The following is a 22543-nucleotide window of genomic DNA, read 5'->3' as shown; positions in this document are numbered from 1 at the left end:
CAAAGGGATCCACATGCAACTGTTTCTGCGCGATGACCTGGCTAGCGCCTGGGAAGGCAAAGACCCTTTCGAGCAAGCGGCGTGTCAGCAGGGGGATATTTTCCGTGAGCGGGAAGGGCGCCGAACTTTACGTTTTCACGTGGGCGAGACCAGTTACTTTCTCAAATACCATGGTGGTATCGGCTGGCGGGAGATCATCAAGAACCTGACCCAGGCCAAGTTGCCGGTGCTGGGCGCCATGCAGGAAGTCAACGCGGTGGATGCTGTGCGGTCGGCGGGGCTGGATACCATGACCGTGGTTGGCTACGGGGCTCGGGGACGCAACCCGGCCAGTCTGCAGTCCTTTATCGTCACCGAGGATCTGGTGCACACCCTGAGCCTGGAGGATCTGGGCGAGTCTTGGCTGGAAGAGGGGACGGTGCCGGTGTGCTTCAAGCGCCAGCTGATCTGCCGGGTGGCAGATATCGCCGGGCGCATGCACCGGGCCGGCATCAACCATCGTGATTTCTATATCGCCCATTTTTTGATACCGAAAAATGCGGCGGCCGAGCACGACGCTACTGGTCCGCTGTACCTGATTGATCTGCATCGTTCTCAGGTGCGTCGCAGTGTGCCCTGGCGCTGGCAAGTGAAGGACCTGGGTGGTTTGTATTTTTCCACTGCCCGTTATGGGATGACGCGGCGGGACGTACTGCGCTTTCTCAAGGTGTACTTCGGTGATGACCTGCGGGCTGTGCTCAAGCGTCACGCCAGACTGCTCAATGCCAGCCGCCGGGAAGGCGAGAAAATCTACCGTCGGTATTACGAGAAGCCGCCGGGGTTTCCGCTGCAATACAATGATCATCCGGGAAAAGATATATGAACCAGGGTTTCTCAGTGGTCATTCCGGTTTTCAATTACGGCCATTGTGTAGAACGCGCCGTGCGCTCAGTGCTGGATCAGTCATACCCGGCGTTGGAGGTGATCGTTGTCAACGACGGCTCCACGGACGACACCGATATAGTGATGCGGGGACTGGTGGCGCTGGGGGATCAGCGTCTGCGTTATATCTCCCAGACGAACCAGGGGTTATCGGCGGTTCGCAACCGGGGGCTGCAAGAAAGTCGCTACCCATGGTTAGTCTTTCTGGATGCGGATGACGAGATGTGTCCCGGCGCGCTGGAGGCATATCAGGCGTGTGCGACGGCTTGCCCTTCGGCGCGGTTGCTGATCGGAGGTCATGTGTCTGCCACGACAGACAGGCAGACATCTATCGCACCGCTGGAGGCCAGCGCTGAGCGCAAGCTGAACTTTGCCAACTATCTGAACAAGAAGTTGACCATTTCCAACGGCGCCTGTGCCATGCACCGATCGCTGTTTGAATCGGTGAGTTATGATCCGGCGTTGCGTCATACCGAAGACCTGCCGGTCTTTGCTCATATTCTGGCGAATTACGATGTGGCCTGTTTCTCCACGCCGGTGGCGATGATTCACAAGCATGCGGGCAGCATGCGTCACGATGTGGATGCCGCGCTCAAGGTGGGGCTCTCTCTGGAAGCAAAAATCTTCGACGATAATGGTCTGCCGCAATGGGCGGAAGCCCTGCGCAAACCTTACCGGGCTCGCCGACTGATCTCCCTGATCAAATTGTGTGAACGGGCGGGCCGCTACCAGGATGTGGGTCGCCTTTACCGGGAGTTGTTCTGGGTATCCCCTCTGCAGGCATTAAGTCCCCGTTACTTGCGTCGCTTTCTCCGGAGCCTGTGGCTGTCATGAATATCGAGACGTTGTCGACGCGGCAGTGGGAGGATGAGTCGCCGTTTCAGGTTACGGTAGCTGGCGCGACCTTCGTCGGTGAGCAGGTTTTGCGCCTGGTTCCGGGCAAGCGCCTGGTGGCCTCCGGGACCTGGCAGGGACAACCGGTTGTTGCCAAGATTTTCTTTAATGACGGTGGCCAGCATGCCCGCCCTGAGTCCGAGACGCTGACCATGCTCGCCGAGCAGGCGATGCCGGTACCCGGTGTGCTCAAGCTGTATCAACAGGGCCCCCACGCTGTCTTGTTACTGGAAAAACTGCCGGGCTCTGATCTGCAAACCGTACTGGGTGCCGGTTTTGATCCGGAGCTGGTTGGCCGGATGCTGAACTTGGTCTGGGAGTTGTTCCGGCTTGGCTGGGTTCAGAAGGATCTTCACCCCGGCAACTTCATGGTGTCAGAGGCGGGGCTTTACTGTATCGATGCCGGGGAAATGAAACGAGTGGTGTCTTTTGACCCTCGCGCCCTGAAGAACAACCTGGCCTTGTTGGCGGTACAGTTTCAACTCCCCTTCCAGCAGCCTCTGATCCGTGAGATCAAAAAAGCGATGGAGGGTTGGGGGCTGAACAGCGAGGGGTTTGATGCCTCCTGTCAGCGTTTGCTGCGTCGCCGTGTGATCAAGGCGGACAGAAAATGGACGCGTAACTGTACGGCGGTATCCGTGGAGTTGCAGCCGGACCGCACTGTGTATCTGAACCGGCAATGGCGCGAGCAGGCTGACGAGCTACTGGCACTTTGTGAGCCGTCGTCCGGGTTGTCGCTGATAAAGGAAGGGCGGCGTGTGCGCGTCACCGGAAACGATCAGTGGGTGGTCAAACATTATCACTCCATGGGCTGGAAAGGGCGTCTGCGTCAGAAGCTGGGGCTGTCTCACGGAATGACCAGCTGGCGGCGAGGACTAACCTGGAGTTTATTGGGGGTTCCCACTCCTGAGCCAGTTTTGTTGGTGGAGTTTACTCAGGGAGAACAAGCGGGACAAAGCATCATTGTCTGCCCCAAATTCTCCGGTATCCGGTTGAGTGAAATCATGGAAACGCACAGAAATAATGCTTCTATTGTCGCTGACAAGGTCCGGGAGTGGTTGGCGTTGTTCCAGTGGGCGGGGCTGAGTCATGGTGATATGAAAGCCCAGAATATTCTTGTCAGTGCCGGGGGTGAAATCTGTTTTATTGATCTGGATGCGGCCTCTGTCCGGGACGGCGGACTGCTGGGACAAGGCGGTAACAAGAAGGACCGACTCCGATTTGAAAAAAACTGGGGGCAATTTCGTGCGAATTCTTGAGGGGTGGGAGACGCTGAGCCAACAAAAACAGGCGGCCGTGATGGCTTTTCTCGGGAGCCTGATTCTGTCCCTGCTCGCCTTTTACAGTGATCCGGTCATTAATCGTGATGGCATGCTCTACATTGATATGGCCCAGAGTATTGCCGAGCATGGCGGGAATGTAGAGCAATTTAACTGGCCTTTCTTTTCTTATTTTCTGGCTGGTGTAATCAGCATCAGCCCCTTCAGCGATACTGTAACCAGCATGATGGTGGTATCGCTCTTTTCTGCCGGGGCTACGGCGTTGCTGGCCGTACTGCTGGGGTCAATGACCGCAAAGCGGTTTGTGTTTCTTGCTGTGCTTGTTGCATTGGCTTTTCCGGGGTTCAACGATAATCGTGCTCAGATTTTACGGGATTGGCCTGCCTGGTTTTTCTCCCTGGGAGCCATTTACGCTGTTATCCGCTTTGATGAGACGTTGCGCTGGCGTTATGCCTTGGCCGGGGTGGCGTTGCTGCTGATGGGCATGCTTTGCCGGCTTGAGGTGGCGGGTCTTGGTATGGCTTTGGGCTTGGCTTGGGGGCTGAAGGGGGGTAGACGCAAGCTACTTGTGCTGGGCAGCCTGGTGGTGACGGCGATGCTGGTCGGGCTCTGGTATGCCTTTGAGGGCGATTTTGGTGAGCGCATCCGACTTTACCTGGATGCTCTTGATGTGGTCGCCCGATATCAGGAGTTCATGACCATCTCCCAGAAATTCGCTGACACCTTCATTCATGAGTACTCTCGGGAATACGGCGGCTTGGTATTGTTCGTGGGCCTGGTTAGTATTATTCCGGCCCAATTACTGGCACTGTTGGGACCTTATTTGCTGGCGCTCTTCATGGGTAAGGCGACCTTGCCTGACCGGGAGAAACGGATTTACGGCACAGTCTTTGTGATCTGGTTTCTGATATTGGTGGTTTTTCTCACTGCCTATTTTCTGCTCTCATCTCGCTATGTGGTACTGCTTGCTCTTGTGGTCATGCCCTGGTTATTTCTGCGTTTTGCACAGGGTTATGAAAACGGATCTGCAAAGTGGCGTTCCGTGGCCGTTTTTGTGTTGGCGATGATGGCGTTGACCGGCTCCTACAGTTCTTCTGCCCGGGAAAAGATGTCCCTTGTTCAGGCTGGGCACTGGTTGATAGAGCAGAATTCCCCCGTAGTGTATTTCAATGATCCCCGGATCAGTTTTTATGCTGGAAGAACTTACTTCATGTCGCCAATGGAGCAGCCTGATGCGGTTGCTAGTGGAGAATTCCTTGTCTGGTTGGTCGACCGTGATGATATGGAGCGCCTGATTGACGAAAACAGAGTGTCACTTCGGGTAGTGGAGGTCTTTGATAGCGGCGGCGATGATGTGGTTTTGGTAATGGCAGGCCTATAATTTCTTGTAAGGAGAGGGCCGACCTTCGGGCTGATGTTTGAACCGCTTATGCACCCACAAATATTGCTCGGGATGCTTGCGGACATAGTGTTCGATAGTCTGATTGATGCGGGCGGTATCCGCCGCTTCGTCGCCGCCGGGAAAATGTTCCAGTGCTGGTCCGAACTCGATCTCGTACCGCCCCCCAGGCAAGCGATAATGCGCACACGGGATCACCGCAGCCTTGCCCATCTTGGCGATGCGGCTGGTGGCGGTGATGGTGGCTGCTGGAATGCCGAAGAACGGAACGAACAGAGCGTGGGCAGTGCCGTAGTCCTGGTCCGGCGCATACCAGACAATTTCGCCACTGCGCAGCAGGCGCAGCATTTGCCGGATATCGGTACGGTCGACGGTGCTGCGAACGTAGTGGCGGCGCCCCCGGTCGATAAGCCGGTCGATGACCGGGTTGTCATTGGGGCGATAGACCGCATGGATATCCACCAGGGTGGCAAGCATCCTTGAGCAGGTATCCAAGGTGTTGAAATGCATGCCCAGCAGCAATACGCCCTCGCCCCTGGCCTGGCAGGCTTCGATGTGCTCCATGCCCGTCACGGTAAGATTCTTATTCAGGTCGATGCGGTGATTATTGTAACTGCCGGCCATCTCAAGGATCGCCTCGCCGGTGCTGATGACGCTGCGGTGGGCCAGCTCGTCCTGTTCTTCCGGCGTCAGCTCCGGGAAGCAAAGTCGAATGTTGGTCTGGGCAATATGGCGCCGTTTTTTTGCCAGATACCACGCCAGGCGCCCCAAGCCTCTGCCTATGGCCTGCAAAAGGCGCCAGGGCAGCTGACCGATCAGCCAGAACAGGCCCACGCCGATCCAGCTAGGGTATAGCCTGGGATCAGACAATCGGGTGGGGCGGTTATTACGTTTTCCCATGCAAATCTCGAGACAAGTTCAACGGCTGTTAGGGCGGATAGAGGGGCGCTCGCTCAGCCGAGCGAGCAGCAGGGCCAGTGGCAACCAGACACTGAGCCAGCTGGCATGAAACGGCACCAGCAGGTAGGCGCCGGCGGCGAATGCCATGAACAGACCGGGAAGCACGGCGATGGAGTAGGCTGCGTCCACATGCCAGTTGACCTGACGTTGTAACAAGGCGGTGAAAGGACTGATCCAGCTGGCCAGGAACAGGACCAGGCCGACCAGACCCAAACTGTGGATCAGTAATACGAACAGGTTACGGGGATGCGCCAGGCTGAGCAGGCGGTTGTTATCCTGGGCAAGAACGTTGTTGAGTGTCTCCTGATTGAGACCATTGCCAATCAGTGGATGCAGGAAGTAGTTGCTCAAAGTGAAGTCGCTGCTGCCTTCCAGCATCAGATAGACCCCGGCCAGCAAGGGAATAACCGCCAACCAGGAGCGTCGCCGCCGGCTGGCCAGCCAGCTCAGCCCCAGCATTACCGTCATCAGGCCCAGAGGCAGTGATGTCAGACACAGAAAGGCAAAGCCCACAGCAGCACCGACCAGGCGACGCCCGCCCTTGCCACTGACCCCTTCTTCCATGCCCTGGGCGAGCAGGATAAAGGTAGGGGCTACCATGGCCATCAGGGCAACGCTGGGATCCAGGGATGGCAGGTGAAAGATCAGATTGGCCGGCTCGCTGAACAGGGGGCTACTAAGCGGTTGGGTGGTGTAGTAACTGATCATCACCATGGTGGCAACGACCATGCAGCACAGGGCGCCATTGGCCAGAGCCTGTTTGAAGGTGTTGCGGAAATACAGGTGCAGCCAGCGGAAGATGCCAACCATGACGATGAGCTGCACCATGCCGCGAACGGCGCGCGAGGTGTTGGGCTCTTCGGCCCAGGCGAAACTCAGGGCTGCCCAGCCGATGAACAGATACAGCGGCGCCAACAACGGCGACGTCATCAAACGGTAGTCACCGCTCACCACGGCCCGGGTCAGCAAGGTCAGTGCCGGCAGAAAGAACAGCACGTCCAGTACATTGAGAAAACCAATGCGGGAATTGAACAGGAAGGTACCGCTGAACATCACTGCAAAAGACAGGGTCAGCCACCAGCGCAGCCAGCGACCTTGCATGATGTTGGGGGGTAATGGCGGCATATGGTCCTGTGGCTCCCTGGATTCTCTCGGTTGGGGGACATGATACCCGTCTGACCGGTGGATGCGTAGCGGCGGCAAAGTGTACTGCCCAGAGCCCGCGGCATCTACTGCCTATCCGGCTTCCCGGGTTTTGTCTGTGTCCCTGGCGTTTCGGTGTTTCCTCGAACACTTTCAGCAGGTTAGCTAAGTATCCGGCTATGCTACACTGCCTCGAAATCCGGCTCTGTTGTGTTTTGGAGAACCTATGCACAATCCGCATATTCCTGCTTTTGGCAAGGCCCGTGTTCTGGTGGCAGGTGATGTCATGCTCGACCGTTATTGGCATGGCCCCACCGGGCGAATCTCGCCGGAAGCGCCGGTACCGGTGGTGCGGGTGACCGAGCTGGAGGACCGTCCTGGTGGCGCGGCCAACGTGGCCCTGAATATGGCCGCCCTTGGCGCCCGGGCCGAGCTGGTGGGGATTACCGGCGATGACGAGGCCGCCTCTATCCTTGAGGAGCGCCTCGGTGCCGCGGAAGTGGGTTGTCATTTTCAGAAGGTGAATGGCCTCCCCACCATTACCAAGCTGCGTGTCATCAGTCGCCAGCAGCAGTTGCTGCGCCTGGATTTCGAAGAAGCCTTCCACGACCAGGATCCGGCGCCTTTCGCCAGCAAGGTAAAGGAGCAACTGGCTCACTGCGGGGCGTTGGTGTTGTCCGATTATGCCAAGGGGGCGTTGCGTGATTGCCCCGGTCTGATTGCCCTGGCCCGGGAAGCCGGCGTGCCGGTACTGGTGGACCCGAAGGGAACGGATTTCAGTCATTACCGTGGCGCGACGTTGCTTACGCCCAATCTCAGTGAATTCGAAGCGGTGGCCGGCCCGGTCAAAGATGAGCAGGATCTGATTGCCAAGGGCCAGAAACTGATCCGGGATCTTGACCTGCAGGCCCTGTTGGTAACCCGCAGCGAAAAGGGCATGACCCTGCTGCGCGATGGTCAGCCGGAGCTGCACCTGCCTGCCCGTGCCCGTGAAGTATTCGATGTGACCGGCGCCGGCGATACGGTGATCTCGGTGTTGGCGGTGGCGCTGGCCGCCGGTGCCGACATGGCGGACGCGGTGGCGTTGGCGAATATCGCCGCTGGTATCGTGGTCGGCAAGCTGGGCACCGCGGTGGTATCTGCCCCGGAATTGCGCCGGGCGGTGCATCAGGAAGGTGGCCTGGGCCGTGGTGTGATGACTGAAGATCAGTTGCTGATTGCCATCGAAGATGCCCGCGCCCAGGGCGAGCGGATCGTCTTTACCAACGGCTGTTTCGACATCATTCATGCGGGTCACGTGGGCTACCTGGATTCCGCCCGCCGTCAGGGTGATCGCCTGGTTCTGGCGGTGAATGGCGACGAATCCATCCGTCGCCTGAAGGGACCGGGCCGTCCCATCAATCCCCTGGAGCGCCGCATGGCGGTTCTTGCGGCCCTTGAGGTAGTGGACTGGGTGGTGTCTTTCGATACCGATACCCCTGAGCCACTGCTGGAAGCCATCAAGCCGGATGTGCTGGTAAAAGGTGGCGATTACAGTGTGGATCAGGTGGTTGGGCACGAGTTTGTGCAAGGCTATGGCGGTGAAGTGAAGGTGCTCGATTTTATCGACGATATCTCTACGACGAAGATTGTGGAGCGCATTCGGCAAGACTGATCTTTCTACGAAGCCTCTGTAGGAGCGCCGCTTGAGGCGCGAAACGAGCGTTAGCGAGTAACGAGTTTCGAGAAGCGAGTTGTGAAAGGCAAAACCTGCCTGGTCGGATGTGTTGGTTTTCGAAACTCGTTTCTCGTAACTCGAAATGGTGTTGTTCGCGCCTCAAGCGGCGCTCCTACTGCCCATCCCTGTCCTCTTTGCGATGGCGGGCCGGCGTCATCCCCGTCCATCGTTCAAACGCTCTTACAAAGGCCGCCGACTCGCTATAACCCAACAGCTCGCCGATCTGCGCCACGCTTTTCTCTGAATCGGCCAGGTACCGTTTCGCTTTCTCTTCGCGCACCTGATCCATGATGCTCTGAAAGGGCTTTTGCTCGCTGCTTAACTGTCGCCGGAAGCTGCGTTCCGGGATACCGAAGGCCCGGGCCACCTGCTCGGCAGTGGGGTAGCTGCGTACGAACAGCTGCAGGTAGCTGGCCACCCGGGTGGCCAGGTTGTCGGTGGGAATCTCCCGACGGGCCAGCATGGCGTCGCACTGGTCGCGGTACATGTCTTGGGCCATTTTGTTGTAGCCCGGCAGGCGTACGGCCAGGTCCTGATTGCGAATCAGCGCTCGGCAGTGGGGCTGGTCATAGCGTATCGGGCAGCCAAAATAGTCCTCGAATCTCCGTACCTGTTCCTCCGGTGGGCGGGCATAGGGCATCCAGACCTCGGCCGGTTTCAGGTCCAGATTGAGCTGGGTCTGGATATCGTTGACCAGCTTGAAGGTGCCCACCATGTCCCGGTCGATCAGGGTGCGGCGCAGCTCCGGCGGCAGTGAGATGGGGTACAGATCCAGGGCAGTGCTGTGCTCCCCCGGGGTCAGGGCGATTTCGCCGTAGAGATAGGTAAGCGCCTGGTATTTCACGCCGAACTGGAAGCCCTGAAAGGCGGTTTCGCTGGTCATCAGCAGCATGGTGAGCTGGCCATAGCCGGCAAAACCGAAGCGACTGCCCATTTCGAAACCCAGCATCGGGTCATCCACCCGGGGCAGCAGCTCGGAAAAGATCAGCAGCTCCCGGTCCCGGCCGATTTCGCTGTTGGGGTCCAGGCTGGCCTTGTCCAGGCCATGGCGGGCCAGCACCGGCGCGCAATCCAGTCCTTTCTCTGTTTCCAGAAGTTCCACGGTGTAGATCAGTGCCAGGATCGAGCGAGCGGACATGGGATAAAGCCTTGGCCGGAATTATCAATTTTCAGCTCAGGTTAACACGTATTCACCGACGCCAACCATGGCTAGAGTAATCGCCAATGACGAATGACAGCGGTGCTGTCCATGGAGGATAACGATGACAAGTCAGGCCCGGATCAATGTACAAACCCGTCGCGTAAAGGTGGCCATCGTCGGTGGTGGCTTCGGCGGTCTGTGTATGGCCATCAAGCTGCGAGAAGCTGGCATCGATGATTTTCTGCTGCTGGAGAAGGGCGACGATGTGGGCGGTACCTGGAATCACAATAGCTACCCGGGTGCAGCCTGTGATGTGCAGTCGCACATGTACTCGTTTTCCTTTGAGGGCAATCCGGACTGGAGTCACCGCTACAGCGGCCAGCAGGAGATCCACAGCTACATCAATGGGGTCACTGAAAAGCACGGCATCCGCCAGTTCACCCGTTTCAATGCGGAAGTGACCGGCGCGCATTTTGATGACAAGGCTGCCCTGTGGACCCTGGACCTGGCAGATGGCTCCCAGGTGATATGTCAGCACTGGGTGCTGGCCAGCGGCCCCCTGCATGTCCCTTCCTTCCCCAACTTCAAGGGAATAGACAAGTTCCAGGGCAAGATCATTCACTCGGCCCAGTGGGATCACGGTTACGACATGGCGGGCAAGAAGGTGGTGTCCATTGGCACCGGCGCCAGCGCCATTCAGTATGTGCCGCACGTAGCCAAAGAGGCGGAACATCTCACCGTGGTGCAACGTACCCCGCCATGGATTATTCCCCGTGACGAACGCGCCTATTCCGGTCTGAGTAAGTGGATGTTTCGCCGCTTCCCGGCCCTGCGCAAGCTGCACCGCCTGCGTCTGTATCTGAGTAACGAAGCCCGTGTGGTGCCGATCTTCAAACCGCGCCTGGCCAAGCTGGCAGAGCCGGCCCTGAAGGCGTTTATCCGTTATCAGGTAAAGGACAAGGAGACCGCTCGCAAGCTGATACCCAGCTACACCCTGGGCTGCAAGCGCATCCTGATTTCCAACAACTATTACCCCACCTTCAACCGGGACAATGTGTCGCTGGTCACCGAAGGGGTGAAGGAAATCCGCGAGAACAGCATTGTCTTCAGTGATGGTACTGAGCAGCAGGCGGATTGTCTGGTGCTGGGCACCGGCTTTATCGTCGATCCGCGCATTTACATGAAGGATTTCGAGATCACCGGCTTGCCGGGTCACCGTCTGCAGGATGACTGGAAAGACGCCGCGGAGGCCTACCTGGGGACCACCGTCAGCGGTTACCCGAATATGTTCCAGCTGGTGGGGCCGAATACCGGGCTGGGCCATAACTCGATCATCTTCATGATCGAGAGCCAGGTGCGTTATGTCATTGATGCCATCAGCAAGCTGGATCAGCGCGGCGATGCCTGGCTGGACGTGAAACAAGATGTGCAGAATCGCTACAACGACAAGCTGCAGGAAGAGTTGAAAGGCACGGTGTGGCAGAACGGTGGTTGCATGAGCTGGTATCAGCAGGCGGATGGCCGCAATACCGCCCTGTGGCCCCACGCCACCTTCCAGTTCATGGCCCGTACCTGGCGCGTGAACATGAAGGATTACGATTGGCAGCCGGCGGTGGTGCCGGCTACGGCGAAGGCGTCATTGGGCAGGTAGGCTGGCCTATCCGTAGGCGTGTCGCTGGCGGCGCTAGTCACACGTTTATGCCGGGAGTTCCTCTTGAGGGACGAACCACGCATCAGCGTGGACATCGCCGTAGGGCGATCAGGAGCATGCTTCCTCGCTCAGGCTCGGATTCGTCCCTCAAGAGGAACTCCTACAGGGGCTTTGTAGATGTCACGGAGCGTTCCTACGGCAAGACTCACGGGCTCCCGCAATCCACCGGAGTGGTGCGCTGATACAGTGGCAGCGCTGCGTCCATCCGCTGTTCCAGTGCCTCGATCCGCGATTCATGGTTTGGGTGGGTAGAAAGGAACTCCAGCGGTTGCCCGTCCCCCGCGGCGGCCATATTGCGCCACAGCTGGGTGCTCTCTCGCGGATCGAAACCGGCACTGGCCATCAACTCCAGTCCCATTACATCGGCTTCTTCCTCATGGGCACGGCTGAAGGGCAGGGCAATGCCCAGATGGGCGCCAAGTCCCAGTGCCTGGATGATTCGTTCACTATCACCGTCCCCCTCGCTGAATAACCCCACCAGTAACAATACCGCCTTGATACCCAGTTCCTGGGTCAGGCGCTCATTACCGTGGCGAGCCAGCACATGGGCCACCTCGTGGCCGATGACTGCGGCCAGTTGGGCGTCGTTGTCGGCCACGTCCAGCAAACCCTGGTTCACGCCAATCTTGCCGCCAGGCAGGGCGAAGGCGTTGGGCGTGGGGTCATCAAACAGCACGATTTCCCAGGTGTCCGGCATGGGGGTGCCGGGAAAGCGATTGCCCACTTCCAGCAGGATTTCCCTGGCGATGCACTGCACACGGGCATTACGGGTCGTATTCTCGCTGGCCGGAATCTGTTGCTGCATCTGCAGGAAGGCCTGGCTGCCAAACTGGGCCATCATCGACCCGGGTACCAGCGCTAATTGGTCGCGACCGGTTGGAGTCTTGTCGCAGCCGCTGATCAGTATCAGGGTGGCAAGCAGAAGGAGGCGTGTCTTCATGGGCTGTCCTGCGGTGAGTGCAGTGTCAGGATAAGGGGGAAGCCGATAGGAGTGGTAGCCCTTGGGCGGGGCAGGCGATTCTGCAGCATAAAAAAAGCCCCGCTCGTTTGAGCGGGGCTTCTCAAGATGGTGCCCGGAGGCGGAATCGAACCACCGACACGGGGATTTTCAATCCCCTGCTCTACCGACTGAGCTATCCGGGCAATCAGGGCGCGTATTAAAGCGGCTCGAGCCGGAGGCGTCAAGTGATCAGCGGCTATTTGTTCGCATCGTGAGCAGGGGGAACGTAACCCTCGGCTTTTTCGTAGTTTTCGTTGTTCAAAAAACGATCGCGCTGTTCGTCCAGAAACCCTTTTGCCTGTGGGTCCATCACGTTCAGGTGTTTTTCGTTGATCAGCATGGTCTGCTCGTGGAGCCACTCCTGCCAGGCCTTGCGCGATACATTATCGAAGATGTCCTGCCCCTTGGGGCCGGGGAAGGGGGGGCGGTCCAGGCCTTCCAGTTCGCTCTGGTATTTGCGGCAGAAAACCGTGCGACTCATAACGTCTCCATGGTGCGGAATGGGTATGGCGGGACTATAACATGCTCGTCTGCTGTGGATGGTCGAGCCGGCTCAACAGTTTTTTGACCGGGGCGGCCAGCCCCAATTCGCCCGGGGCTGCCGGGTCCACCCAGCGGCCGTTGCTGTCTCGGGTGCCGACGGTGTGTACCCGGACCTCCAGCGGCGTGATATCCAGATGGAAATGGCTGAAGGTATGACGAAAGCCTGGCAGGGGCTGTGGTGTGTCACTGGTGCTGAGCGCTCGCTGGGCCAGAGCTTCGTCGAAAAGATCGACATCATCTGTCTGCGGGAAGCACCACAGGCCACCCCAGATGCCAGATGATGGCCGGGGTTCCAGCCACACCCGGCCTTGTGTATCTCGCAGGATCAGCATCACGGTGGTGCGCACCGGCACTGTTTTTTTCGGTTTGCGTCCGGGATAGTCCTGCGGATTGCCATTGGCGTGGGCCTGGCAGTGGGGCTGTATCGGGCAGGCGCTGCAATTGGGCGTGCCCCTGGTGCAGACGGTGGCGCCGAGATCCATCATGGCCTGGGTGTAGTCTGCCAATCGCTGGTGAGGGGTGTAATGTTCTGCCAGTTCCCACAGGCGGTTTTCCACCGGTTTCTTGCCGGGCCAGCCTTCCACTGCATGCAGACGCGCCAGTACCCGTTTCACGTTGCCGTCGAGAATGGCGGCACGGATCCCTCGGCTCTGGGCAAGAATAGCGCCGGCGGTGGAGCGACCGATGCCGGACAGGGCAGCGACTTCCTCCACGGTATGCGGGAAGTCGCCCGCATGTTCCGCCACCAGCGTTTGCGCGCACTTGTGCAGGTTACGGGCGCGGGCGTAGTAGCCCAGGCCGGTCCACAGGTGCAGAACTTCATCTTGGGCGGCGCTGGCCAGGCTGTGTACATCCGGAAAACGTTCCATGAACCGCTGGAAGTAGGGGATGACCGTGGTGACCTGGGTCTGCTGTAGCATGATTTCCGAAACCCACACCTGATAGGGTGTGCGGGGGTGCTGCCAGGGCAGACTCTGGCGACCGTATTGGTCGTACCAGGCGAGCACGGCATCGCTGACGGTGGAGGGGGGGATCGGTGAAGGACTGCGCATGTGGCGAGTTGTACCTGTGAAGACGCAGGCATGCAACACGCTTCACGCCTTGCGCCGGTGACGAAGCCGGCGTGGCGTGTAGCGTGAGGCGTGCCGCGTGTGGCGTTAGTTAAACAACTTTTTCAGGCCATCCTTGAGCTGTTTGTCCACTTCTTCCTTGGCCTTTTTCTTGGCGGCATCCTTGATCACTTCCTCGGCGGTGTCGCCTTCGCCGTCGATGCCCAGCTTGTCCTTGATCTTTTGCTGAGCGGCTTTGGCGGCCACTTGCTTGCCAATGTCCTTGAAGCCGGATTTGTCCGGGCCACACCATTTGGCGGGGCTGCCGCCCAGATTGCCTTCACAGCGCAGCGGCCAGGTGGTGCCTTCCAGGTACTTGGAGGTACCCAGTTCCGGGGACTGCATGCCGATTTTCAGGTCGAAATCCTGATTGAGGATATTCATCCAGCCGTTACCGGTGATCTCACCTTTGCTGAGTACCGCATTCAGGCTGTCCAGGTAGGCCACGTTCTTGTCCAGACGCGCCTTGGTGGTCAGGTCCACGATCTTGGTGTCTTCGGACAGGGCGCTGGGCAGCTTGCCGGATTCCTGATTGGGGATCAGTGCTGTGGCCAGGCCCTGGAACTGGCCAAGCATATCGTTTACGCCGCCGACCAGGGTCTGGTAAAGGTTGAGGCCGCGCACGGTGGCATCGGCCAGTGACATGTCGATAGTGCCTTTTGCGGAATCCATCAGTGCTTTTTCACTATTTCCGCTGGCGCTGTAGCTGCCGCTCATGGCGAAAATGCCCTTGGCCAGGTCGTCTTCCAGCGCCAGTTGTACAAGTGGCTGGATCTGCATGCTGGTCACGGTGTTGCTGGCGGTGATGCGTGGAGTGTTGCCGGACGCATCCAGCTTCCCTTTGGCGCTGAAGCTGCCACCGAGAGTGTCGCCGCGGGCTTCAGTGAGCTGCAGGATGCCGTTGTTGGCAGTGACTGCAAATTTCAGATTGCTCGCGTCGATGGTGTCGTACTTCAGGCTGCCGATGCGCAGTTTGCCATCCATGACAAGGGGGCGGAGAGCTTCTACCGGAATCAGTTCCGCGGTGGACAGGTTGGCGGTGCCGCCGTCCTTGCCGCCGCCGGCAGCAGCGGTGGCCGGCTCATCCAAGGATGGCGGCATGTAGCCGTCCAGGGTGATCTGGTCCAGCGCCAGGTCAAAAATGATCTTGCCGCTTTCCAGGCTGGCCAGGCCGGCGCTGCCGCTGAGAGTGCTGCTGTCCAGCGTGATCTTCAGCGGGTTGGCCATGACGCTGCCGGGCTCGCCGGCCAGAGTGGTCTCCATGGCGATGTTGCTGAGCGCCTTGCTGTCGGTGGTCTCGATGGGGGCTTCGCCGATGGCTTCCAGTACCTTGTTGGCGTCAAAGGGGGCGGTGGACAGATTACCGCTGAGCTGCATGTCGCCAGTGAGGGCGGCGATGTCGATGTTGCCGCGGGTTTCGGTGCCAGCGGCGGTGAGCAGCAGATCCTTGATAGAGACGGTGTCCTCGTTGAGGTTCACGTCGAGCTTCTGTTCCAGGTGCACATCCACTGGCATGGTGGTGGCGCCGGCGATGTTGGCGTCCAGGGTCATCGGGTCAAGGATGAAGTGGTTGGCATCCAGATCGGTGGTGAGAGTGGTGTCCAGATTCAGGTCCACCCGCATGTCGCTCTGGTCCTGATAACGCAGTGACATCTGCAGTGGGAAAGCCTCATCCAGATTGACGTCCTGGGCGTTCAGGTTGAAATGCTCTACCACGATGTCGGTGCCGTCGCTGGTGTTGCGATAGCGCACCTTGCCGTCGGTGACGGCCACGCTGGGAATGGTAAGGGGAATATCCAGGCTGCTGCTGCCTTCTTCGTCAGCGGCGGTGGTTGCCTCCTCCGGCGTTTCTTCCGCCGCAGTTTGCGGGCCGATCTGCTCCCAGTTGGCGCCATCCGGCTCCTCGATCAGGTTTACATCCAGGCCTGCCAGCGTGATGCCGTCCATCTCCACCTGACCGTACAGCAGGGGAAGTACTGCAACACTGACGCTGGCCGCGTTGAGAGCGGCAAACAGCTCCTCCTCATCCGCGATGCGGGCCTCGGTGCGGCCCAGGCTGACGCCCAGCGATGGCCAGAATTGCCATGCCAGGTCGCCCTGGATATCCAGAGTCAGATTGGCCTGCTCCCTGGCCTGTTTTTCAATTTCCGGTTTGAACTCGTTGGGATCAATCACCTGTGTGATCACAAAAACCGCGATAGCCAATAGCAGAATGATGGCAAAAATTGTGATCAGCAAAATTTTTATCAAGCGTCCCATGGAGCTCTCCTTGCGTGTTGGACGATGGACCCGGATTATACCAGTCAGAAATGACTGACTGATAACTTAGCATTGATCGTGTGAGTTTAGGGGAAGGACCTTTGCAAAAGTTCCAATTTTCAGTGTTGACGCTTCTGCTTGTGTGGTGCGGCCTGGCCACGGCTGCCCAGGGAAGGACGGTGGCACTGGCTGATGCCAAGGAGAAAGTGCTGCTGGGCGAGTACATGCAGATACTGGAAGATCCGGAGGGAGACTGGACTCTGGATCAGGTCCGTGACCAGTTTGCCAGCCGCTTTCGCAACAGCGAAAGCAGTACCCTGAACTTCGGCTTCACCCGCAGCACTTTCTGGTTACGTATTGCCGTGGATTCCACCGGTGTGGACGGAAGCTGGTTTCTGGTGGAGCGTCATCCGATCCTTGATGAATTGACTCTTTATGCGCCTGACGGGGAGGGCAATTATCGTGCTTTGGAAGTGGGGGATACTCGGAACTTTGACCAGCGGCCCATGAAGCATCGGGCCTTTGTATTTGGCCTGGAAACCGACGATCCCGGGGTGAAGGAGTATTACCTCAAGGTGCGCGGCAAGGGTGCCCTGAACATGATGCCGGCGCTCTATAGTGCCAAGGGGCTGGTGGAGTTCACATACCTTGAGCAATTGATGCAGGGCCTGTTTTACGGCTCCCTGGTGATTATGCTGGTCTACAACCTGCTGCTCTACCTGTCTCTGCGCGACAATGTGCATCTGCACTTCGTGATGTTTCTGGGCGGGATAATTTTTTTCAACATCAATGTCAGCGGCTTTGGCTTGCAATACCTGTGGCCGGAAACGCCCAAGATCAATGAATACTTCTGGCTTAGTACCTATGTGATTACATTGGCCCTTGCCCTGTATTCCCGCCAGTTTCTGCAATTGGCGCAACGTTTTCCCCGCTATGATCGGCTGATAAAACATTACCTGATGATGGTTGGCGGCGCCTTTGTGCTGCAGTGGCTCATGGAGCCCCCCTGGACCTATCACCTTTCCACGGTGATTGCGTTGATGACCATCGTGCTGTTCAGCTGGCTGGGCTGGATGGTCTGGCGGCAGGGGTTTCGGGTCGCGCGGCTCTACGTACTGGCCTGGTCGGTGTTTCTGCTGACTATCTTCCTGTTCGCCATGGGCAACCTGGGGCTTATGCCCTATAGCGTGTTCGTACCTTATCTGCCGCATTTTGGCGCTCTGTGGGTGGTAGTCATGCTGTCGCTGGCGCTTGGGGACCGAATTCGCTTTCTGGAGACCGAGCGCAAACAGTTGGCCCTTGAAGCGCAGCAGAATCTGGAGCGGCATCTGGCGGATATCGAGCAGATGAACCGGGACAAGTCCATGTTCCTGCAATACATCAGCCACGAGCTGAATACACCGATCAACTGGATCGGTGCCGCCGACTCCCTGGGACAGGATGCACAGGGTGACCAGGATGTGGATGTCTGGGCCATGGTACGCAAGGGCCAGCGACGGCTGACCGGGATCGTCAGCACCTCGCTGCGTTATTTCGATTTGTCAGACCGCAATCAGCCGCCGCCGGTGGGTAACTGCCAGCCCATGTGGGTGCTGGATGGGATTTTGCGTGAGCAAGCCGGGCGGATTGAACAGAGCGGCATTGCCGTACGCAATCGTGTATCACCGAACCTGCGGGTCAACGCCAGTGAAGGCGAGCTGCAGGAAGTGTTGTCCATTGGACTGGATAATGCCCTGCGTTTCAGTGCTGAAGGCGGCAGCGTGGACATTTCCAGTGAAGTGGATGTGCCAGGCGGGTACGCGGAGATTCGCATCCGGGATGAGGGCAAGGGCGCCACGGCGGAGCAGCTTGAGCATATTCTTGAGCCCTTCTTCGTGATGGGCTCGCGCCACCACGAGGAAGGTTTCGGTCTGTCATTGGCCATGGCCCGGGTAATGATCGAGCAGGTGGATGGCCAGTTGTGGGCGCAAAGCCCGGGGCCGGGGCAGGGCTTTACCCTGCATATTCGCCTGCCTCTCTCGGACATGCAGGCCCCGCGGGCGTAACCGTTGCCGCCCGGGTCACTGATCAGCGTGTTGGGTCGCATTCCCGGGGCATAGCCAGAATTGCCCCCAGTTGCTGGCCGATCAGCCGCAAAAAGTCCTTGCCCACCCCGCGGCCCCGGGTGGCCGGGTGCACCACCACCCAGTCCAGCTCGGGCCGGTTTTCTTCTATCAACGCCACCGCCACCCGCTTGCCGTTGAAATGGGCGGCAAACAGGCGTTTGTCGCCGGCGGCCACTGCCGCGTCCAGTTTTTCCCGGTATTGCGGGTCATCGCGCAGCACCTGATCGAAGGTGGCGGCCTGTTCCGACGATAAAGGGTGGGATTCAGCACTGATCGGCATGAAATTGCTCCGCTGGTTAGGCTCTGTCAGGGTGCGTATAATAACCGGCCCACTGCCCTGGGTAACCCCTGGAGATATAGATGAGCAAGCGCAGCGCCACTGTTGAGCGCAACACCCTGGAAACCCAGATCCAGGTCTCCATCAATCTGGATGGCACCGGCCAGTGCAAACTGGATACCGGCCTGCCGTTCCTGGAGCACATGCTGGATCAGGTGGCCCGCCATGGTCTGGTGGATATCGAGATCAAGGCCAAGGGGGATTTGCACATCGATGCCCACCACACGGTGGAAGACATCGGCATTACCCTGGGCCAGGCCTTTACCAAGGCGATTGGCGACAAGAAAGGGGTGCGCCGTTACGGTCATGCCTATGTGCCACTGGATGAGGCCCTGTCCCGCGTGGTGCTGGACCTGTCTGGCCGTCCCGGCCTGGAAATGTTCGTGGACTTTACCCGGGGCAGCATCGGCGGCTTCGACGTGGACCTGTTCTACGAATTCTTCCAGGGCCTGGTGAACCACGCCATGATCACCCTGCACATCGATAACCTGCGTGGCAAGAACGCCCACCACCAGGCAGAGACCGTGTTCAAGGCCTTCGGCCGTGCCCTGCGCATGGCGGTGGAGCCGGACCCGCGCATGAGCGGCATTACCCCGTCCACCAAGGGCACCCTGAGCGAAAGCGAGTAACCGTAGCGTATGAGCGAAGTAGTAGCCGTCATTGATTACGGCATGGGCAATCTGCACTCCGCCGGCAAGGCCTTGGAAAAGGTGGCCAGTGGCCAGCAGATCGTCATTACCGGTGACCCGGATCAGGTGCGGGCGGCAAATCGGGTGGTGTTCCCCGGTGTGGGTGCCATCCGGGATTGTATCGCGGTGCTGCGCGAGACCGGCCTGGACCGGGCCATTCTAGATGTGATTGCCGCCGGCAAGCCGGTGCTGGGGATCTGTGTTGGCATGCAGGCCCTAATGGCGCGCAGTGAGGAGAACAACGGCGTCGATTGCCTGGGCGTGTTCGGCGGTCAGGTGACCTTTTTCGGCGAGTTGCAGAATGATACCGGTGGCCGCCTGAAAGTGCCGCACATGGGCTGGAACCAGGTGCGACAGGGTATGGCGCACCCCATGTGGGCAGGCATTGCCGATAACACCCGGTTCTACTTCGTGCACAGCTACTGCGTCACCGGGTTGGTGGATGAGGAAGTGGCGGGTCGTTGCGACTACGGCCTGTCCTTTGCCGCTGCGGCTACCCGAAAAAATGTCTTTGCGGTGCAGTTTCACCCGGAGAAGAGCGCAGATGCCGGCCTGACCCTGCTGGAAAATTTCCTGCGCTGGCAGCCGTGAAGTCGCTGACCGTTGCAGTGGGTCGCCGACAGTAATGTCACTACTAACGTCGTTATTCCCCGCGCAAGCGTAAACCCAGCTTTTGAGATTTTGACATGCTTTTGATTCCCGCCATCGACCTGAAAGACGGTAAATGTGTACGCCTGAAGCAGGGGCGTATGGAAGACGATACGGTGTTTTCCGATGACCCGGTGGCGGTAGCCAGCCACTGGGTGGAGCGCGGCGCCCGCCGTCTGCACCTGGTGGACTTGAACGGTGCCTTTGCCGGGGAGCCGGTGAATGGTGACATCGTCAAGGCGATAGCCAAGGCGCATCCGGATCTGCCAATCCAGATTGGCGGTGGTATCCGCAGCCCGGAAATTATCCAGGCCTATCTGGATGCCGGGGTGCAATGGGTAATTATCGGCACCAAGGCGGTCAACGAGCCGCAGTTCGTCAAGGAAATGTGTCAGCAGTTCCCCGGCCACATCATCGTTGGCCTGGATGCGAAGGATGGCAAGGTCGCCACCGATGGCTGGGCCAATGTCACTGATGTGGATGTGATCGATCTGGCCAAACAGTTCGAAAACGACGGCGTGTCCGCCATCGTCTATACCGATATCAGCCGTGACGGCATGCTGCAGGGCGTCAATGTGGACGCTACCGTGCGCCTTGCCCAGTCTATGTCCATTCCGGTGATTGCCTCCGGCGGTATCACCAATCTGGATGACGTGCGTAACCTGTGTGCAGTGGCGGATCAGGGCATCAGTGGTGCCATTACCGGTCGTGCCATCTACGAGAACACCCTGGACTTCGGCGAAGGCCAGGCACTGTCCGACGAACTGATCGGCGCCTGACGGGGACGCATTATGGGCTTAGCCAAACGCATTATTCCGTGTCTTGATGTGGACGCCGGTCGGGTGGTCAAGGGCGTGCAATTCGTGGACATTCGCGATGCCGGTGACCCGGTGGAGATTGCCAAGCGCTACAACGATGCCGGTGCTGACGAGATTACCTTTCTGGATATCACCGCCAGCCATCAGGAGCGTGACACCACCCTGCACATCGTGGAGCGGATCGCCAGCCAGGTGTTTATTCCGCTCACCGTGGGCGGCGGCGTACGGACTCTGGAAGATATCCGTAATCTGCTCAATGCCGGTGCTGACAAGGTCGGTATCAATTCGGCGGCGGTGCACAATCCGGAATTTGTGCGCGAAGCGGCGGAGCGTTTCGGGTCCCAGTGCATCGTGGTTGCCATTGATGCCAAGAAAGTCAGTGCCGAGAGCGAGTCCAATCGCTGGGAAATCTTCACCCATGGTGGCCGCAAGCCCACCGGGCTGGATGCGGTAGCCTGGGCAAAGCAGATGACCGACTACGGTGCCGGTGAAATCCTGCTCACCAGCATGGACCGGGATGGTACCAAGAACGGCTTTGATATTGCCCTGACCCGGGCCATTGCCGACGCAGTGCCGGTGCCGGTGATCGCTTCTGGCGGTGTTGGTAACCTGCAGCACCTGGTGGACGGCGTGGTTCAGGGTGGTGCCGATGCGGTGCTCGCCGCTTCCATTTTCCACTTCGGCGAATACTCCGTGCAGGAGGCCAAGCAGTTCATGCAGGCGGCCGGGGTGGAGATGCGACTGGGCTAGCGGCCGTTATATTTCAGCGGCGCGCTACTGAGTCGACCCGCTGGCGCTTTGTTCGCAACACGAATCTTTCGGTTGCCTTTACCCTTCGCTTTGCGAGCAAAGCGCCAACAGGTATATCAGACCGGGGTCGCAGATGTGGCAAGACAGCCGCTTTGTACTGGCTGTCAGTGAAATCCTGTTTTACTCTCGAGACGTTACCAAGAATAAAACCTCGGGAGAGTGGCAATGGGTTCCAATGCGTTAATCGATATCGGCCTGCCGGTGTCGCTGTTTTTGATCATGGTGGGGATGGGCATGACCCTGACTCCCAAGGACTTCCGCGAAGTCGCCATCGCCCCGCGCGGCACCTTCTTCGGACTGCTGGCCCAGATTCTTTTATTGCCGCTCATTGCCCTGGGGGTGGCCCTGGCGCTGGAGTTGTCCCCTGCATTGGCGGTGGGGCTGATCGTGATTGCCGCCTGTCCGGGTGGTACAACGTCCAATCTTTTCGTCTATCTGGGCCGTGGTGATGTGGCCCTGTCCATCGTACTGACAGTGCTGGCCAGCCTGATCACCATTGTTACCCTGCCGGCATTTACCGGTTGGGCGCTGGAGCGCTTTCAGGATGCGGACAAGGTGCTGGAGCTGCCGGTGCTGCGCACCATCATTACTCTGTTTGTGATCATTCTGCTGCCGGTGGCAGTGGGCATGACGATTCGCCATTTCCGTCAGGACTGGGCGGAAAAGGGCGAGAAGGCGGTAGGCTTGCTGGGTCTGCTGGTGTTGGTGGCGGTGATTGCGTTGCTGATGGTAGAGCTGGGTGAAGAAGCGCTGGATCTGTTCCGCAAAGCAGGGTTGTCGGCGGTAATTCTGAACATTGCCGGCCTGGTGCTGGGTTTGGTGGGGGGGCGCCTGATTGGCCTGAGCCGGGACCAGGCCTTTACCGTGGCAATCGAGCTGGGCATCAAGAATGGCACCCTGGGGCTGATGGTGACCCTGACCCTGTTGCACTCCGAAGCCATGTCGGTGCCGTCAGCGGTGTACGGGGTGCTGATGTTTGTCTTCGGCTTCCTGATGATCGGCTATGCCAGGCTCACCGGTATCGGCCGGGGACAGCCCGCTCCGGTCTCTGAATAACTG

The 22543-nt window shown here is 58.8% G+C and carries 20 protein-coding genes and 1 tRNA gene; 12 read left to right on the top strand and 9 right to left on the bottom strand.

The features are described from left to right. Positions 1-13: 13 nt before the first annotated feature. The 4 genes from rfaP to T9A_RS03875 are packed head-to-tail and all read left to right on the top strand — an operon-like array spanning position 14 to position 4476. On the top strand, positions 14-862 hold the full coding sequence (gene rfaP / locus T9A_RS03890) for a lipopolysaccharide core heptose(I) kinase RfaP (RefSeq protein ID WP_035245227.1): 849 nt from the start codon (positions 14-16) through the stop codon (positions 860-862). Next, positions 859-1755, top strand: coding sequence for a glycosyltransferase family 2 protein (locus tag T9A_RS03885; RefSeq protein WP_035245225.1), 897 nt, complete (start codon positions 859-861; stop codon positions 1753-1755). Before rfaP ends, T9A_RS03885 begins: the two co-directional genes overlap by 4 nt. After that, complete coding sequence (locus T9A_RS03880) at positions 1752-3074, top strand: lipopolysaccharide kinase InaA family protein (RefSeq protein WP_035245223.1); 1323 nt, start codon at positions 1752-1754, stop codon at positions 3072-3074. The genes T9A_RS03885 and T9A_RS03880 overlap by 4 nt, the downstream gene beginning before the upstream one ends. Further along, on the top strand, positions 3061-4476 hold the full coding sequence (locus tag T9A_RS03875) for an ArnT family glycosyltransferase (protein ID WP_198030606.1): 1416 nt from the start codon (positions 3061-3063) through the stop codon (positions 4474-4476). The genes T9A_RS03880 and T9A_RS03875 overlap by 14 nt, the downstream gene beginning before the upstream one ends. Here the strand turns inward: T9A_RS03875 and lpxL are convergent. Both lpxL and T9A_RS03865 read right to left on the bottom strand, forming a co-directional pair. Continuing rightward, positions 4471-5394 (bottom strand): LpxL/LpxP family Kdo(2)-lipid IV(A) lauroyl/palmitoleoyl acyltransferase, encoded by a 924-nt coding sequence (gene lpxL, locus T9A_RS03870; RefSeq protein ID WP_035245219.1) that lies wholly within the window; start codon positions 5392-5394, stop codon positions 4471-4473. The two genes, T9A_RS03875 and lpxL, sit on opposite strands and share 6 nt — an antisense overlap. Before the next feature lie 18 nt (positions 5395-5412). Then, a complete protein-coding gene (locus tag T9A_RS03865; protein WP_035245217.1) occupies positions 5413-6579 on the bottom strand; it encodes a hypothetical protein in 1167 nt (388 codons plus the stop codon). 244 nt (positions 6580-6823) lie between these two features. Between T9A_RS03865 and hldE the strand changes: the two genes are divergently transcribed. Beyond that, positions 6824-8251 carry a bifunctional D-glycero-beta-D-manno-heptose-7-phosphate kinase/D-glycero-beta-D-manno-heptose 1-phosphate adenylyltransferase HldE gene (hldE, locus tag T9A_RS03860; protein ID WP_035245215.1) on the top strand — a complete coding sequence of 476 codons (1428 nt, stop codon included), beginning with the start codon at positions 6824-6826 and terminating at the stop codon, positions 8249-8251. 175 nt (positions 8252-8426) lie between these two features. On the opposite strand, the gene T9A_RS03855 is transcribed toward hldE, so the two are convergent. Next, complete coding sequence (locus tag T9A_RS03855; RefSeq protein WP_035245213.1) at positions 8427-9452, bottom strand: AraC family transcriptional regulator; 1026 nt, start codon at positions 9450-9452, stop codon at positions 8427-8429. Between the two features lie 124 nt (positions 9453-9576). Here T9A_RS03855 and T9A_RS03850 point away from each other — a divergent pair, with 124 nt between their 5' ends. Further along, a complete protein-coding gene (locus tag T9A_RS03850) occupies positions 9577-11106 on the top strand; it encodes a flavin-containing monooxygenase (RefSeq protein WP_035245211.1) in 1530 nt (509 codons plus the stop codon). Positions 11107-11311: 205 nt separating this feature from the next. Here the strand turns inward: T9A_RS03850 and T9A_RS03845 are convergent, their stop codons facing one another. From T9A_RS03845 to T9A_RS03825, 5 genes are all read right to left on the bottom strand, one after another. After that, on the bottom strand, positions 11312-12106 hold the full coding sequence (locus tag T9A_RS03845; protein ID WP_035245209.1) for a M48 family metallopeptidase: 795 nt from the start codon (positions 12104-12106) through the stop codon (positions 11312-11314). A gap of 127 nt (positions 12107-12233) precedes the next feature. Next, positions 12234-12309: transfer RNA gene (locus tag T9A_RS03840), tRNA-Phe, on the bottom strand. Positions 12310-12362: 53 nt separating this feature from the next. Next, entirely contained in the window at positions 12363-12647 is a 285-nt protein-coding gene (locus T9A_RS03835; protein WP_035245207.1) for an oxidative damage protection protein, read from the bottom strand. A gap of 34 nt (positions 12648-12681) precedes the next feature. Next, on the bottom strand, positions 12682-13761 hold the full coding sequence (gene mutY, locus T9A_RS03830) for an A/G-specific adenine glycosylase (protein ID WP_035245205.1): 1080 nt from the start codon (positions 13759-13761) through the stop codon (positions 12682-12684). Between the two features lie 105 nt (positions 13762-13866). Next, positions 13867-16077: an AsmA family protein gene (locus tag T9A_RS03825; RefSeq protein ID WP_035245203.1), complete on the bottom strand. Its 2211-nt coding sequence runs from the start codon at positions 16075-16077 to the stop codon at positions 13867-13869. Positions 16078-16256: 179 nt separating this feature from the next. Between T9A_RS03825 and T9A_RS03820 the strand changes: the two genes are divergently transcribed. Then, on the top strand, positions 16257-18122 hold the full coding sequence (locus tag T9A_RS03820; protein WP_232221995.1) for a sensor histidine kinase: 1866 nt from the start codon (positions 16257-16259) through the stop codon (positions 18120-18122). A 22-nt stretch (positions 18123-18144) separates the two neighbouring features. Here T9A_RS03820 and T9A_RS03815 read toward each other — a convergent pair whose 3' ends face one another. After that, positions 18145-18462 (bottom strand): acetyl-CoA sensor PanZ family protein, encoded by a 318-nt coding sequence (locus T9A_RS03815; protein WP_035245199.1) that lies wholly within the window; start codon positions 18460-18462, stop codon positions 18145-18147. An 80-nt stretch (positions 18463-18542) separates the two neighbouring features. Here T9A_RS03815 and hisB point away from each other — a divergent pair, with 80 nt between their 5' ends. The 5 genes from hisB (at position 18543) to T9A_RS03790 (ending at position 22540) form a co-directional block, all read left to right on the top strand. Further along, positions 18543-19148, top strand: a complete 606-nt coding sequence (gene hisB / locus T9A_RS03810) for an imidazoleglycerol-phosphate dehydratase HisB (RefSeq protein ID WP_035245197.1) — start codon at positions 18543-18545, stop codon at positions 19146-19148. Between the two features lie 9 nt (positions 19149-19157). Next, positions 19158-19799: an imidazole glycerol phosphate synthase subunit HisH gene (hisH, locus tag T9A_RS03805; protein ID WP_035245195.1), complete on the top strand. Its 642-nt coding sequence runs from the start codon at positions 19158-19160 to the stop codon at positions 19797-19799. A gap of 95 nt (positions 19800-19894) precedes the next feature. Continuing rightward, a complete protein-coding gene (gene hisA / locus T9A_RS03800; RefSeq protein WP_035245193.1) occupies positions 19895-20635 on the top strand; it encodes a 1-(5-phosphoribosyl)-5-[(5-phosphoribosylamino)methylideneamino]imidazole-4-carboxamide isomerase in 741 nt (246 codons plus the stop codon). Positions 20636-20647: 12 nt separating this feature from the next. Further along, entirely contained in the window at positions 20648-21424 is a 777-nt protein-coding gene (gene hisF / locus T9A_RS03795) for an imidazole glycerol phosphate synthase subunit HisF (RefSeq protein ID WP_035245191.1), read from the top strand. Between the two features lie 225 nt (positions 21425-21649). After that, positions 21650-22540, top strand: coding sequence for a bile acid:sodium symporter family protein (locus T9A_RS03790; protein WP_035245189.1), 891 nt, complete (start codon positions 21650-21652; stop codon positions 22538-22540). The last annotated feature ends 3 nt before the right edge of the window (positions 22541-22543 follow it).

Origin of the sequence: Alcanivorax jadensis T9, assembly GCF_000756655.1 — a bacterium.
In the GTDB taxonomy this organism is placed as follows: Bacteria; Pseudomonadota; Gammaproteobacteria; order Pseudomonadales; family Alcanivoracaceae; genus Alcanivorax; species Alcanivorax jadensis.
This window is presented reverse-complemented; position numbering and strand designations above follow the sequence as displayed.